At 65.7% G+C, this 14,533-nt stretch carries 13 protein-coding genes; 8 read left to right on the top strand and 5 right to left on the bottom strand.

Translation table 11 applies throughout. The annotated features are described in order from the left end of the window. Positions 1 to 8: 8 nt before the first annotated feature. The 3 genes from EL255_RS00635 (at position 9) to malZ (ending at position 3,296) form a co-directional block, all read left to right on the top strand. Positions 9 to 428, top strand: a complete 420-nt coding sequence (locus EL255_RS00635; RefSeq protein WP_042654419.1) for an META domain-containing protein — start codon at positions 9 to 11, stop codon at positions 426 to 428. 69 nt (positions 429 to 497) lie between these two features. Beyond that, a complete protein-coding gene (locus EL255_RS00630) occupies positions 498 to 1,346 on the top strand; it encodes an HDOD domain-containing protein (protein ID WP_042654420.1) in 849 nt (282 codons plus the stop codon). A 120-nt stretch (positions 1,347 to 1,466) separates the two neighbouring features. After that, positions 1,467 to 3,296, top strand: coding sequence for a maltodextrin glucosidase (gene malZ / locus EL255_RS00625; protein ID WP_042654421.1), 1,830 nt, complete (start codon positions 1,467 to 1,469; stop codon positions 3,294 to 3,296). A 48-nt stretch (positions 3,297 to 3,344) separates the two neighbouring features. On the opposite strand, the gene EL255_RS00620 is transcribed toward malZ, so the two are convergent. Both EL255_RS00620 and EL255_RS00615 read right to left on the bottom strand, forming a co-directional pair. Then, a complete protein-coding gene (locus EL255_RS00620) occupies positions 3,345 to 3,878 on the bottom strand; it encodes an ATP--cob(I)alamin adenosyltransferase (RefSeq protein WP_042654422.1) in 534 nt (177 codons plus the stop codon). Positions 3,879 to 3,973: 95 nt separating this feature from the next. Beyond that, complete coding sequence (locus EL255_RS00615; RefSeq protein WP_042654423.1) at positions 3,974 to 5,101, bottom strand: DUF5610 domain-containing protein; 1,128 nt, start codon at positions 5,099 to 5,101, stop codon at positions 3,974 to 3,976. A 169-nt stretch (positions 5,102 to 5,270) separates the two neighbouring features. Between EL255_RS00615 and trmA the strand changes: the two genes are divergently transcribed. The 4 genes from trmA (at position 5,271) to EL255_RS00595 (ending at position 8,863) form a co-directional block, all read left to right on the top strand. Next, positions 5,271 to 6,377, top strand: a complete 1,107-nt coding sequence (gene trmA / locus EL255_RS00610; protein ID WP_042654424.1) for a tRNA (uridine(54)-C5)-methyltransferase TrmA — start codon at positions 5,271 to 5,273, stop codon at positions 6,375 to 6,377. Between the two features lie 134 nt (positions 6,378 to 6,511). Beyond that, complete coding sequence (gene rstA / locus EL255_RS00605; RefSeq protein WP_042654478.1) at positions 6,512 to 7,216, top strand: two-component system response regulator RstA; 705 nt, start codon at positions 6,512 to 6,514, stop codon at positions 7,214 to 7,216. Positions 7,217 to 7,279: 63 nt separating this feature from the next. Next, positions 7,280 to 8,605 (top strand): two-component system sensor histidine kinase RstB, encoded by a 1,326-nt coding sequence (gene rstB, locus EL255_RS00600; RefSeq protein WP_042654425.1) that lies wholly within the window; start codon positions 7,280 to 7,282, stop codon positions 8,603 to 8,605. A gap of 54 nt (positions 8,606 to 8,659) precedes the next feature. Continuing rightward, positions 8,660 to 8,863, top strand: coding sequence for a hypothetical protein (locus EL255_RS00595; protein WP_042654426.1), 204 nt, complete (start codon positions 8,660 to 8,662; stop codon positions 8,861 to 8,863). Between the two features lie 94 nt (positions 8,864 to 8,957). Here EL255_RS00595 and EL255_RS00590 read toward each other — a convergent pair whose 3' ends face one another. The 3 genes from EL255_RS00590 to rpmE form a co-directional block, all read right to left on the bottom strand. Further along, positions 8,958 to 10,202: a malic enzyme-like NAD(P)-binding protein gene (locus EL255_RS00590; protein WP_042654427.1), complete on the bottom strand. Its 1,245-nt coding sequence runs from the start codon at positions 10,200 to 10,202 to the stop codon at positions 8,958 to 8,960. Positions 10,203 to 10,380: 178 nt separating this feature from the next. Further along, positions 10,381 to 11,814 (bottom strand): DUF2867 domain-containing protein, encoded by a 1,434-nt coding sequence (locus EL255_RS00585; RefSeq protein ID WP_042654479.1) that lies wholly within the window; start codon positions 11,812 to 11,814, stop codon positions 10,381 to 10,383. Between the two features lie 116 nt (positions 11,815 to 11,930). Then, on the bottom strand, positions 11,931 to 12,146 hold the full coding sequence (gene rpmE / locus EL255_RS00580) for a 50S ribosomal protein L31 (protein ID WP_042654428.1): 216 nt from the start codon (positions 12,144 to 12,146) through the stop codon (positions 11,931 to 11,933). A 147-nt stretch (positions 12,147 to 12,293) separates the two neighbouring features. Between rpmE and priA the strand changes: the two genes are divergently transcribed. Continuing rightward, entirely contained in the window at positions 12,294 to 14,501 is a 2,208-nt protein-coding gene (priA, locus tag EL255_RS00575) for a primosomal protein N' (RefSeq protein WP_042654429.1), read from the top strand. Positions 14,502 to 14,533 lie beyond the last annotated feature (32 nt).

Here is a 14,533-nt window from a genome sequence, read left to right as displayed (position 1 = left end):
CCCCTTCGATGCCCAGATTTCTGCTACTGCTGCTCGCCCTGCTTCTGCTCAGCGCCTGCAGCAGTACTCCCGTCTTCGTCCAGCAAGATCTGCAGCACCACCACTGGGTGCTCGACAAGCTGGATGGTCAGCCCATCGCCAGCGCCCGCATCAACCCGCCCGATATCGAGATAGGTGAGCACTTCACCGTCAACGGCATCGCCGGTTGCAACCGCTACTTCGGCCAGGGCCACCTCGAGGGCAACAGATTCTGGGTCACCAGCCTCGGCAGCACGGCCATGGCCTGCCAGCCCCAGCTCGACAGCATAGAGCAGGCGGTCATCGTTACCCTGATGGAGGGAGCCAGCCTGAGCGGGACTCCCCAGACCCTGATCCTGCAGGGGAAACGGCACCGTTTGGAATACCAGCTGCGCGATTGGGTGTACTAGGGCTCACAAAACCACTCGCCGACAGGAACAACTGGCCAGCCTGTGGCACACTATGAGGCACTGTTCGCAATGGAGGCTGCCTCAGCCATGTCGATGGATCGCCTGTTTGGCAAGATCAAGCAACTGCCCACAATCCCGCAGCTACTGCACGAACTGATGCTGAGTTTCAGCGACGAGAATGCCCGCATCGACGAGATCGCGGCCAAGATCGCCATGGACCAGGTCATCAGCGTCAAGGTGCTGCGAATGGCCAACTCGGCCGCCCTGCGCCGGGGCAACGAGGTCACCTCCATCGAGCAGGCGGTGATCCGGCTCGGCTTCAACCGGCTGCGCTCCGTGGTGGTCGCCTCCGGCATCATCAGCAGCTTCAAGGCCCCCCCCAGCTTCGACAAGAACCGCTTCTGGACCCAGACCTTCCAGGTCGCCACCATAGCCCGCACCCTGGCCCTGCAGACCAAGGTGGTGGATGCGGAGACCGCCTTCACCTGCGCGCTGATCCACAACATCGGCGAACTGCTCATCCAGAGCACCCTGCCGGAGGAGGCCGAGCTCATCAGCCTGGCCATCGAGAAGGGCAGCAGCCGGGTCGAGGCCCAGCGGGAGATGCTGGGCTACGACTACGCCCAGCTCGGCGCCGAGCTGGCGCGGCGCTGGAACCTGTCGGCATCCTTCGTCGACGCCATCTCCCAGCAGCTGGACCCGCTCTCCTATCAGCCGGTCAGCAAGGAGGCGGTGCTGATCCGGCTCGCCGTCTTCGTCTCCTTCGCCTGGCATGCCGGGGTGCCGGCCCAGGCCATCATAGCCCGCTTCCCCACGCCGCTCGCCGACCAGCTCGGGCTGGATCCCAGCACCCTGGCGGACCAGCTCGAACAGCTCCATGAACAGGGCAATGCCCTCGCCGACTTGCTGACCCAGTAGATCCACGGTGGCCGACCAGAGCGGGTCCGATCCCCGTCTCACTCTGGTCGGTCAACACCCACAACTTCACGAACAGGGTAGTAATATGGCCCTCGCCGACCTTCTGACGCAGTAGACATCATGACTCCTCCCTTCCTGTTTCACCCCCAGGTGGCACCCTGGTTCAAAGAGCGTGCCGATGCCCTGTTGCTCACCCTGTTCAGCGAGCTGGACAGCCCGATCCGGGAGGTGTGGCTGCGCCACGAGCCGGACAACGAGGAGTACCTGCTGGCCATGACCCCGGTCTCGACCCGGGATCGGCTGCAGGTCTGGCAGGTCGAGCTGCCGCTGGCCAGGGGGCAGGACATCCACCTCTACTGCTTCAAGTGCCTCACCGATGAGCAGCAGTGGTGGCTGCACGGGGCCGGTGTCAGCGCCGCCATGCCGCCGCGCGAGCAGCATTTTCGCTTCAACAGCCTGCATCAGCCGCCGGCCTGGGTACAGGATCAGGTGTTCTACCAGATCTTCCCCGACCGCTTCTGCAACGGCGACCCCTCCCTCAGCGTGCGTCATCACGAGTACGAATACCGGGGCAAGGCCGTCATCAGCAAGGCCTGGGGAGAGCCGGTCAGCCGGCACGAGGAGGGCCATGCCGCCTGTGAATTCTACGGCGGCGATCTGGCGGGCATCGATGCCAAGCTGCACTACCTGCAGTCCCTCGGCATCACGGCGCTCTACCTCAACCCCATCTTCGACTCGCCGAGCAACCACAAGTACGACACCCAGGACTACTACGGCGTCGACCCGCACCTCGGCAGCAATGCCCAGTTCGCCGAGCTGACCCGCAACCTGCATCAGCGCGGCATGAGGATCATCCTGGATGCCGTGGTCAACCACACCTCGACCGAACACCCCTGGTTCTGCCCGCCGCTGGGGGCCAAGAGCAACCCGGATTCCCCCTGGCGCAGCTTCTACACCTTCGATCAGGAGGGGGATTACGTCAGCTGGAAGGGGATCCGCAGCCTGCCCAAGCTCGACTTCGCCAGCGCCCAGGTGCAGGACGCCGTCTATCGCGCCGACAACGCCATCCTGCGCTACTGGATGCGCACCCCCTACCAGATCGACGGCTGGCGCTTCGACGTCATCCACATGCTGGGGGAACGTGGCACGGCCATGGGCAACCGCGGCCACGTGCGCGCCATTCGCGGCGCAGTGAAGCAGGAGAACCCGGACGCTTACGTGCTCGGCGAGCACTTCTTCGAGGCGAGCCAGTGGCTGCAGGGGGATCAGGAGGACGGCGCCATGAACTACTACGGCTTCGCCCACCCCATTCGCGCCTTCCTGGCGGCGCAGGACATCGCCTATCACCCCATCAGGATCAGCGCCGAGGAGCTGGACAGCTGGCTCAAGCTGGCGCGGGCCCACATCCCGTTCAAGAACCAGCTGGCCCAGTTCAACCTGCTGGACAGCCACGACACCGCCCGCTTCCTCCACCTGCTGGGGGAGGACAAGCAGCGCATGCGGCTGGCTGCCACCCTGCTGCTCACCTACATAGGCGTACCGTCCATCTACTACGGCGACGAGGTGGGCCTCTCCGGTGGCAACGATCCGGACTGCCGGCGCTGCTTCCCCTGGGAGACCACCGACTGGGATCATGTGCTGCACGATCACTATCGGCGCCTGATCCAGCTGCGCAAGCAGCGGCCCGCCCTGCGCCGGGGGGACATCCAGACCCTCTACGCCGGCCCCCACAGCTATGTGTTCGTCCGCACCCTGCAGAGCGATCAGGTGGTGGTGGCCTGCAACCGCCACCCCACCGAACCGCGCACCATCAGCCTGCCCCTGTGGCAGACCGCCAGCCCCGCCAGCCGCTTCACCGACGCCTTCAACGGCGACAAGTTCGAGGTGGTGCAGGGCCAGCTGCAACTCACCATCCCGGCCAACTCGGCCAGGGTGCTGCTCTCGAGCTGAGATAAAAAAAACCGGAGCAGATGCTCCGGTTTTTGTTGGCGCTCAGGCTCAGTAGTTGATGCTGACGTAGGGTACTTCCGGCACGTCCCAGGCCTGCTTGAGGTAGACGGTCAGCACGAAGAAGAAGTTCGCGAGCAGGTTGGCGAAGCGGTAGAGGATGGGATCGAAGCGCACGCCGCTCTCCTCCAGTCGCACCAGCAGCCGCACCACCTTCTTGCTGCCGCAACGGCACAGATGCAGGGTGGGGATGGGTTGCGGCCCCTGGGGCAGCACGAAGCCGGTGACCCGGCCACGACTCGCCTCGTTGTAGTGATCGTAACGCCCCTTCAACCAGTCCAGATCCGCCTCGAAGATCCCCAGCTTGCCGCGCACCGAGCCGTTGAGGTTGTAGATGAGCCGCTGCAGGGCCCCCAGATCGGCCAGCATGGCCTCGGTATCGGCCTTGGGTGCCAGCTGCGCCAGCACGGCCCCCACCTGACAGCAGAGCTCGTCGGTGGCGATCTCGTAGTCGCACTGGAACTGAGTCTCGAAGATGAAGGGGTAGCAGAGCTCGCGCTTGTCTCTCGGTTTCTTGGGGTTCATGGCATCTTCTGGCTGGAGAAAAGGGCAGTTTGCCAGCCCGGGCCCGGACTGGCAAACGACCCGTACCCAGGGTCGGCAGGGCCGATGGCGCCAGGCTAGCTCGTCGCCATCTGCTGGCCGAGCAGTCTCATGGCCTCCAGCATCCGCTGATTGAAGCCGACAAAGCCCGCACTCTGGGCCGGATCGGTCTGACCCCGCGCCGCCAGCACCGCCGGCGTCAGCGCCTGCTGGGAGGAAGCAGGCAGCGCGGCATCGGCCCCTCGCTGCCACTGGCCCAGCAGGGGCAGATAGTCCGCCAGCGGCTTCAGGCTCTCCTGCAGCGAGTGAGCCCCCTGATAGGCCTGGCTCAGCTTGCTGCTCTGCCTGAACTTGAGGGAGTAAGAGGCCAGCTGGCTGTCATCCAGTTGCAGCGCGCTCAGCCTGTCCGCCAGCGTCTTGTCATCCCCGCCGAAGAACTGGCCGGCCAGGTCGTCCAACCCCTTGACCAGCTTGCCGATGGCCTCCATCTCGTCGCCGCTGAGCGCCCCTTGCAGCGAGAAGTCGAAGCTCTGGCTCGACTTCAGGCTGAAGCCCTCCTCACGGCGGGACTTGAACTGCCAGCTGTCGCTGAAGCGCAGCATCAGCTGGTCCCCATCCCGGGTCTCTATCTCGAGGAAGGCCTGCTGCCGGCTGGCCATCTTGGCCGCCCCCAGATCCGTGGTCGAGACCTCGCCGAAGAACTCCTGCTCGAAGGACTCCAACCCATCCTGGATCAGCTTGTAGCTCTTATCGATGCCGGTCTTGATCTCCTCGTTGTCGGTGGCCCAGTCGCCGAGCTGCTCCCTGGCGCCGCTGAAGCCCATGTCGACCCCCTTGCGCGCCTGCGCCATCATCTCGGCCAGCTCGTCATCGCTCTTGCCATCCGAGCGCGCTGCCCCCAACCGCCCGCTGACAAATTGCAGCACGTTGTCCGCCACCGACTGGAAGTCGAACAGGGTCTCCGGGGTGATCGGCTCCGGCGGGTTCAGTTTGAACTCCTGATTCTTGGGCGCCTGATAGCGCTGGCCATGGAGCTCAAGCGTGAACTGCAGCGCCTGCTGGATCAGCACCTGCGCCCACTTGGGCGGCCGGTTCAGGGTGACCGCCTCCCCCTCCTCCGCCTGCTTTGCCGCCGCCTGCTGAGGTGCCTTGGGGGAGGCACCCACTCCCTTGGGTTGGGCCGCGCCCACGCCATCTATCTGCATAATCCTTCCTCCCGCCATGGTGGTGGATCGGTTATCGGCCTGACTGCACACTTCTTGACCATAAAAACTTGGAGAATCTGCGGCTGGCTTTTACAATCTGGCCCCTTTGGATGGCCTCTGGCCTTCCCCCGGTTTCTGTCCGGCCCTGCCCGGTGCATGCGAGGTATCAATGACCCAATCCCAGCGGACCCCCGCCGACTACCAGGCCCAGCTCGACGAGAAGAGCGCCCGCCTCACCGAGCTGTTCGCCGCTTGCAATCCACCCGCGCTGGAGGTGCATGCCTCGCCCGCCGAGCACTACCGGATGCGCGCCGAGTTCCGCATCTGGCACGAGGGAGATGACCTCTTCCACTGCATGTATGCCCCGGCTACCAAGGAGATCATCCGGGTCGAGCAGTTCCCCACCGCCAGCCGCCTCATCAACCAGCTGATGCCGGTGCTGCTCGAGGGCCTGCGCCCGCACCCGGTGCTGCGCAAGAAGCTGTTCCAGATCGATTACCTCTCCACCCTATCCGGCCAGCTGTGTGTCAGCCTGCTCTATCACCGTCGGCTCGAGGCGGAGTGGCAACCGGCCGCCGCGGCGCTGCAGGCCGAGCTGCGCGCCAAGGGCTTCGATCTGCGACTGATCGGCCGCGCCCACAAGCAGAAGATCTGCCTGGGGGAGGAGTTCGTCATCGAGCAGCTGACGGTGCAGGGCCGCCAACTCATCTACCAACAGGTGGAGAACAGCTTCACCCAGCCCAACGCCGAGATTAACCAGCAGATGCTGGGCTGGGCGCTGGACGTGACCAGGGGGAGCGACGGTGACCTGCTGGAGCTCTACTGCGGCAACGGCAACTTCTCCATCGCCCTGGCCCAGAACTTCCGCAAGGTGCTGGCCACCGAGATCGCCAAGCCGAGCGTGGATTCCGCCCAATTCAACATCGCCGCCAACGGGGTGGACAACGTCATCATACTGCGCATGTCGGCGGAGGAGTTCACCATGGCGATGCGCGGCGAGCGGGAGTTCAACCGCCTCAAGGGGGTCGATCTCGCGAGCTACCAGTGCAACACCATCTTCGTCGACCCGCCCCGCGCCGGGCTCGACGACGCCACCGTCAAGCTGGTGCAGGAGTACGACAACATCCTCTACATCTCCTGCAACCCCGAGACCCTGCAGGCCAACATGCAGGTCCTCGGCGAGACCCACGAGATCGCCCGCTTCGCGCTGTTCGACCAGTTCCCCTGGACCCATCATATGGAAGCCGGGGTCTACTTGAAGCGCAAGGCGAGATAACGCAGGCGGCAGCAACCAATATGACGACAGGGCCCAAGGGCCCTGTTTGATTATTTATCCCGGTGCAGAGAGCGGGGGGAGCCGTTATGCTGGCGGCACGCGCATCCGCGCCATTGCCGGGGTGTCACGCCACCATGCCACGCGTTCTCTTTGTTGAAGATGATCCCGAGATAGGCCAGCTCATCAGCAGCTGGCTGGGCCGCCACGATATCGAGGTCCTGCTGGAGACCAGAGGCGATCTGGCGCTGGCCAGAGTCCTGGCCGAGCAGCCGGATCTGGTGCTGCTCGACATCATGCTGCCGGGTCAGGACGGCCTCTCCCTGTGCCGGGATCTGCGGCCGCGCTTCCAGGGCCCCATCGTCATGCTCACTTCGCTCGACAGCGACATGAACCAGATCCTCAGCCTGGAGCTCGGGGCCAACGACTACATCCTCAAGACCACGCCACCGCCCGTGCTGCTGGCCCGGCTGCGGGTCCAGTTCCGCCAGCAGGGGGCGCCGGCCGCGGCCGTGCCCAGCGCGCCGCCCCAGCGCCTGCAGTTCGGCCGCCTGCAGATCGACGGCCCGGGCCGGGACGTGCGGCTGGCTGGCACCAGCATCCCGCTCTCCACCGCCGACTTCGATCTGCTGTGGGAGCTGGCCTGCCACGCCGGCCAGATCCTGGGGCGGGAAGCGCTGTTTCGCAGCCTGCGGGGGCGCGACTACGACGGTCAGGATCGCAGCATGGACGTCGCCATCTCCCGCCTGCGGCGCCGGCTGGGGGATGACCCCAACAACCCGACCCGGATCAAGACGGTGCGCCAGAAGGGTTATCTGCTGGTCCCCCAGGCCTGGGACTGATCGGGCGCCTGGCGGCCCAGTGCCGACGGCCAGCCCCCACTTCTGCCCACAGGGAGAGCGCCAATGCGTCGCCTGTTTATCCAGTTCTACCTGCTGCTGATCGGCTGCTTCGGCCTCGCCATCCTGCTGATCGGCCTGGTCTATCAGGTCAGCGCCGAGCGGGCCGGTGACCGCTATCTTGAACGCATGATGCAAGGCTCCCTCGGCCTGCTCACCGGCGAGCTGGCACGGCTGCCGGCCGAGCATTGGCCCGCCCGCATGGCGGAGCAGAGCCGTCAGCTCAACCTGCCGCTGCAGATAGGGCCCCTCGCCAACCAGCCGCTGGCCAGCGACGATCAGGCCTTCCTCGAGGCGGGCAACATCGTCATCGTCGAGGAGGACGACACCTTCCTGCAGCGCATTCCCAAGACCGATCAGGTGCTGATCGTCGGCCCCGTGCCCTATCTCTCCTACCTGCACGAGCTGCACTGGGTCGACGTGGGCCTGCTGCTGCTCATCGGCCTCTCCCTCGGCCTGCCCATCCTGCTCTGGCTGCGGCCCCACTGGCGCGGCCTGCAGCAACTGGAGCAGACCGCGCGCCGGGTCGGCGACGGCGATCTCTCCAGCCGCACCGGCCTGCCCGCCGGCAGCAGCCTGGCCAGGGTCGGCCGCACCTTCGATCAGATGGCCGAGCAGTTGCAGGCCATGCTGGCCAGCCGCAAGCAGCTGACCGACGCCATCGCCCACGAGCTGCGCACCCCCCTGGTCAGGCTGCGCTACCGGCTCGCCATGCTGGAGCCGCCGCCGAGCGAGGCGGATCGGCAGGGGCTGGAGCGCGACCTCGGGGCGCTGGACTCCCTCATCGAGGAGATGCTCACCTACGCCCGCCTCGATCGCCCGTCCCTGCCGCTGCAGTGCAGCGAGCTGGAGCTGGGTGGCTGGGCCCGGGAACGGCTGGGGGACTGGCAGGCCCTGCGGCCGGACAAGCGACTCGACTTCACTATCCCCCCGGGGCCACTGCCCTGGCGGGGGGATGCCAGGCTGCTGGAGCGGGCGCTGGAGAACCTCATCGGCAATGCCCTGCGCCACGCGGCCGGCCGGGTGAGCCTGAGCATGGCGCGGCAACAGGATGACTATCTGCTGATGGTGAGCGACGACGGCCCCGGCATAGAGCCCGCGCTCGCGCCCCAGATCTTCGAGCCCTTCGTGCGGCTGGATCAGAGCCGGGACAGGCGCACCGGCGGGGCCGGACTCGGGCTCGCCATAGTGCGCAGCATCGCCCGCCACCACGGCGGCGAGGTGCAGCTGTTGCCTGCGGCGAGCGGCGCCTGCTTCTGCCTGCGGCTGCCGGTACATTTGGATACAAACCGTCACCAGCCACTCACTGAAGCGGATCGGGAACAGCCCTAGGATGAAGCCATGGAGAAAAGCTCCATACCATCAACCCGAACGAGGAACTGGAATATGAACAAGCTGATCCCCCTGAGTCTGGCCGCTGTCTTCGCCCTGACCTCCGGCTTCACCATGGCCGCCACCGCCACCCCGGCGACGCCGGCCACCCATGCGACTCAGACCAAGGTCGTGAAAAAACACCACCACAAGGCAGCCCACACCGCCGTCGCGCCTACCACCAAGACCAAACCCACGGCTGCAACCCCCAAGGCCTGATAGCAACAGTTCGGCTTTGCCTTAACGAGAAGGGGCCCCAATACGGGGCCCCTTCTGTTGTTACCGCTGGCGAGCCTGGGGCCCGCTCCGCGATTCAGTCCAGCATGTAGTCCGCCGGCAACGCGACGCGGGCCACCCCCGACTCGACCGCGGCCAGCGCCACGGCACGGGCCACCCGCGGCAACAGGCGGGCATCCATCGGCTTGGGAATGACGTAATCCTTGCCGAAGCACAGCTCGCTCACCCCGGCGGCAGTCAGCACCTCGGCCGGCACCGGCTCCTTGACCAGGCCGCGAATGGCCTCCACCGCGGCGATCTTCATGGCGTCGTTGATGCGGCTGGCGCGGGCGTCCAGCGCGCCGCGGAAGATGAAGGGGAAGCAGATGACGTTGTTGATCTGGTTCGGATAGTCGGAGCGACCCGTGCCCATGATGAGATCGCTGCGCACCGAGTGCGCCAGGGCGGGCTTGATCTCGGGATCCGGGTTGGAGCAGGCGAAGATCACCGGGCGCGGCGCCATCAGGGCCACCGCCTCGGCCGGCAACACGTCCGGGCCCGAGACGCCGACGAACACATCGGCCCCCTCGATCGCCTCCATCAGGGTGCGCAGTGGGGTGTCGTTGGCGAAACGTTGCTTGTACTGGTTCAGGTCGGTGCGACCGCTGTGGATCACCCCCTGCCGATCCAGCATGAAGATGTGCTCGGGGCGGGCGCCGCACTTGATCAGCAGATCCATGCAGGCGGTGGCGGCCGCGCCGGCGCCCATGCAGACGATGCGGCTCTGCTCGATGCGCTTGCCCTGCACTTCCAGCGCGTTGAGCAGGCCGGCGGCGGTGACGATGGCGGTGCCGTGTTGATCATCGTGGAACACCGGGATGTCGCAACGGGCGATCAGCGCCTGCTCGATCTCGAAGCACTCCGGCGCCTTGATGTCTTCCAGGTTGATGCCACCGAAGGTGTCGGCGATGGCCGCCACAGTGTCGATGAACTGCGCGCTGGTCTCGTGCTTGACCTCTATGTCGATGGCGTCGATGCCGGCGAAGCGCTTGAACAGCAGGGCCTTGCCCTCCATCACCGGCTTGGAGGCCAGCGGGCCCAGATTGCCCAGCCCCAGGATGGCGGTGCCGTTGGAGATGACGGCCACCAGATTGCCCTTGCCGGTGTAGCGGTAGGCATCTTCCGGGTTGGCGGCGATCTCGCGCACCGGCTCGGCGACGCCCGGGCTGTAGGCCAGCGCCAGATCATGGGCGGTTTCGGCAGGCTTGGTGAGGGCGATGGCAATCTTGCCGGGAACGGGCTGGGCGTGGTAATCGAGCGCTTGCTGACGCAGATCGGACATGGGGGACCCCGATACGGAAATGAATGTAGTGGTGCATGGCTCGCCGACGGCGAGGGCTGGGGATCATAAAGAAAACCAGCGGGCTTTCACAGTAGAAAGTATTGCCACGAGCCACTGACACGCCAGTTATTAGCATGTCGCACCAGCTACAAATACCTATTTAGTTATAGATATGGTTTCAGTCCATCACGGGTATGCCGGCCCGCGCCTCCGCCTGACGGGCGATGGCCTCCGTCATCCCCTGGAAGATGAACAGGTGGAACGGCAGCATGGCGAGCCAGTAGGCCAGCCCCCAGGCGCCCTGCGGATGCCAGTGGGCGGTCACCTTGAGCCGGGTCAGGCCGGACTCCTCCGGCAAGATGTTGAACTCCAGCCGCCCCACCCCGGGGGCCTTCATGTTGAACAGCAGATCCAGCCTGCGCCCCTCGTCCACCCCGAGGATCTGCCAGGAGTCCAGCATGTCCCCCTTCACGAAGCGATCCGGGTTGGTGCGGCCGCGGGTGCGGGCCGGGCCACCGATCAGGTGATCCATCCATTCGCGCACCACCCACAGCTCGTTCATGTAGAAGTAGCGCTGCTCGCCCCCCAGCTGCTGCAGCACCTGCCACACCACCTCAGGGCCGGCGAGGCAGACCGCCTCCCCGCTGGCGGTGCGATCATAGAAACCGTATTCGGGATGGCGCCAGCGCAGGCCCAGCGGCGTCTCCTCCCCCTGCTGCTCGGCCCCTAGCCGCTGCTCCAGCGCCAGGGTCTCGGTCAGCGCCTCGTCGAAGCTGAGCAGGGTCTGGGGCAGCAGGCTCTGCAGCTGGCCCCCCTCGGCCGGGATGTCGTGCTTGAGGCCACCCACCAGCGCCTTGGCCACCGGCTGGGGCACCGAGGTGGCGAATTGCAGCCACCAGGCGGAGAGCCTTGGACTCAGGAAGGGGATGGGGATGACCGGGAAGCGCTTGCCGATATGGGCGGCGAACTTCTGCAACTGCTGCTGATAGCTGAGCAGCTCGGGGCCCACGGCGTTCAGCACCAGGCCATCCACCCCCTCGGCCTCCACCAGCCCGCCCAGGTAGTGCAGCAGGTTGGACAAGGCGATGGGCGGCGTGCGGGAGCGCACCCACTTGGGGGTGACCATCATCGGCAGGTTGAACACCAGATCCCGCATCACCTCGAAGGCGGCGGAGCCTGGCCCTATGATGATGCCGGCCCGCAGCTCCACCGTCGGCACCCCCGCCTCGCGAAACAGCTCGCCACAATGGCGGCGGGAGTTGAGGTGGCGGCTGTTGCAGCGCTCCGGCTGGATGGCGCCCAGATAGATGATGCGGCGCACCCCGGCGGCGCGGGCGGCGGCGGCGAAGTTCTTCACCCCCTGCTGCTCCAGCCGGTGGAAACCCGCGCCGGCACCCATGGCGTGCACCAGATAGAAGACGGTGTCGACCCCGGCCAGGGCGGGCAGCAGGGTGATGGGCTTGAGGCTGTCGGCGAGGCGAAACTCGACCCCCTCCGGCAGCCGGCAGGGGCGGCGGGCCCCGGCGATGACCCGGTAGCCCAGCGTTTGCAGGTGGGGCACCAGATAAGATCCGATATAACCGGCCGCCCCCATCACCAGACATGTGCGCATCTGTTCTTCTCCCATGATTGAGCCAACACCATAGGGCAAACCGCTTCAATACAGAACGCCAACCAATAAAAAAGGCGCCCGATGGGCGCCTTTTTCAGAATTCTTCAGAAGTAAGATTACTTCTTGGCAGTCAGACCACCGAAACGCTTGTTGAACTTGTCTACGCGGCCGCCGCTAGAAACTTCTTTCTGCTTGCCGGTATAGAACGGGTGGCACGCGGAACACACGTCCAGGCTCAGATCTTTACCCAGGGTAGAGAAAGTGTTGATGACGTTACCGCAAGAGCACTTGGCGGTGATGGCGACGTACTCAGGATGGATATTAGCTTTCATGGACAACCTCGATTATCAGGCCGTGTCGCCATCCGATCTCTTGTCGGACACCACACGATTGTTGAACACAGTTTCAAAGGCTGCGAATAATATAGGAAATGCCTGAGTTCAGGCAAGTGGCTTCGCAGAAAAAATAGGCAACCCCTGGTGGATTCATCGCAAACGCTTGATCTGGTTCGTGTCGCTGTGCCGGTACCCTTACGCCGTCATTTCGACTATCTCTCCCCCTTGCCCCTGCCTGCGCCCGGTTGTCGGGTCGAGATCCCCTTCGGCCCCCAGACCCTGGTCGGCCTGGTGGTGGCCCATCCTGGCGAGAGTCAGGTGCCCCGCGCCAAGCTCAAACCCATCAAACGGGTGCTGGACAGCGCGCCTGTGCTGGGCCCGGACATACTGGCGTTGATGGAGTGGAGTGCCAACTACTACCAGCATCCGCTGGGCGAGGTGCTGCCCCACGCCCTGCCGGTGCTGGTGCGCAAGGGCGAGCCCGCCGCCTACCGGGAGCTGGAGTTCTGGTTTGCCACCGAAGCCGGGATGGCGATCGATCTCAACGAGCTCAAGCGCGCCGCCAAGCAGCAGCAGGCCCTGGCCCTGCTGCGCAAGGGGCCGCAGACCCCCTCCGCGCTCAAGCAGGAGGAGATCCAGAGTGCGGCGCTCACCGCGCTGGAGAAGAAGGGGCTGCTGGAGAGACGCAGCCTGGAGCCGAGTCATGAGGGGGACTGGGCGAGCCGGTTCGAGGCGGGTGAGGGGCTGCGCCTCAACGGCGAGCAGGCGCTGGCGGTCTCCGCCATCACCAGTCAGGGCGACCAGTTCGGCGCCTTCCTGCTGGACGGCATCACCGGCTCCGGCAAGACCGAGGTGTACTTAAGCATCCTCGAGCCCCTGCTCAGGGCGGGCAAGCAGGCGCTGGTGATGGTGCCGGAGATAGGCCTCACCCCCCAGACCATCAACCGCTTCCGGCGCCGCTTCCAGGTGCCCGTGGTGGCGATGAACTCCGCCATGAACGATCGGGAGCGGCTCGATGCCTGGCTCGCCTGCCGCGATGGCGGCGCCGCCATCCTGATCGGCACCCGCTCCGCGGTGTTCACCCCGTTCAAGGATCTCGGCATCATCATCATCGACGAGGAGCACGACGGCTCCTTCAAGCAGCAGGACGGTTTCCGCTACCACGCCCGGGATCTCGCGGTGATGCGGGCCCATCGCGCCGGCATCCCCATCCTGCTCGGCTCGGCCACCCCCTCGCTGGAGACGCTGCACAACGCCAAGAGCGGCAAGTATCACCACCTCAGCCTGACGCGGCGCGCCGGCAACGCCCAGACCGCCCGCCAGGTGATCCTCGACATCAAGAGCGTGCGGCTGCAGGCCGGGCTCTCCCCCCAGCTGGAGCAGCTGATGGCGGAGCACCTGGCGGCCGGCAACCAGGTGATGCTGTTTCTCAACCGCCGCGGCTATGCCCCGTCGCTTATCTGCCACCAGTGCGGCTGGAGCGCCGCCTGCGAACGCTGCGACGCTTGGTACACCTGGCATCAGGCCGGGCGCCGGCTGCACTGCCACCACTGCGACAGCATACGCCCGCTGCCCCACCACTGCCCGGAGTGCGGCAGCAACGAGCTGATCGGTTCCGGGGTCGGCACAGAACAGCTTGAGCAGCTGCTCACCACCGTTTTCCCCCAGTACCCTGTGGTCCGTATCGACCGGGACAACACCCGCCGTAAAGGCGAGCTGGAGACCCATCTCGGCGACATCAAGGCGGGCAAGTACAAGATCCTGATCGGCACCCAGATGCTGGCCAAGGGCCACCACTTCCCGGATGTGACTCTAGTCGGCCTGCTGGACGTGGATGGCGCCCTGTTCAGCGCCGATTTTCGCGCCGCCGAGAAGCTGGCCCAACTCTACACCCAGGTGGCCGGCCGCGCCGGTCGTGCCAGCAAACCAGGGCTGGTGGTGCTGCAGAGCCACCACCCTGAGCACGCCCTGCTGCAGGATCTGACCCAGAACGGCTACGGTCACTTCGCCGACACCGCGCTGAAAGAGCGCCGCCTGCTGGGGCTGCCGCCGTTCAGCTATCAGGGGCTGTTCCGGGCCGAGGCCAACGGCCGCGACGAGGTGCAGCTGTTCCTCGGCCGGCTCGCCGAGACTCTGCGCAGCGCCCAGTATCCCCATGTGCAGGTGCTGGGGCCCATCAGCGGCTTCATGGAGCGCAAGGCGGGCAAGTTCAGGATGCAACTGCTGGTGCAGGGGCCTAACCGGGCCCCCTTGGCGCAGCTGCTGGATTGGGCGGTCAAGGAGCTGGACGGCTGGCCCGAGACCAAGAAGGTGCGCTGGAGCCTGGATATAGACCCCACCGAGTTGAACTAAGTTGAACCAGGTGCGGGCGAACCGACAGATAC

This window comes from Aeromonas encheleia, assembly GCF_900637545.1.
In the GTDB taxonomy this organism is placed as follows: Bacteria; Pseudomonadota; Gammaproteobacteria; order Enterobacterales; family Aeromonadaceae; genus Aeromonas; species Aeromonas encheleia.
Note: the sequence above shows the minus strand (reverse complement) of the source record. Positions and strands in the feature narration are given on the sequence as shown.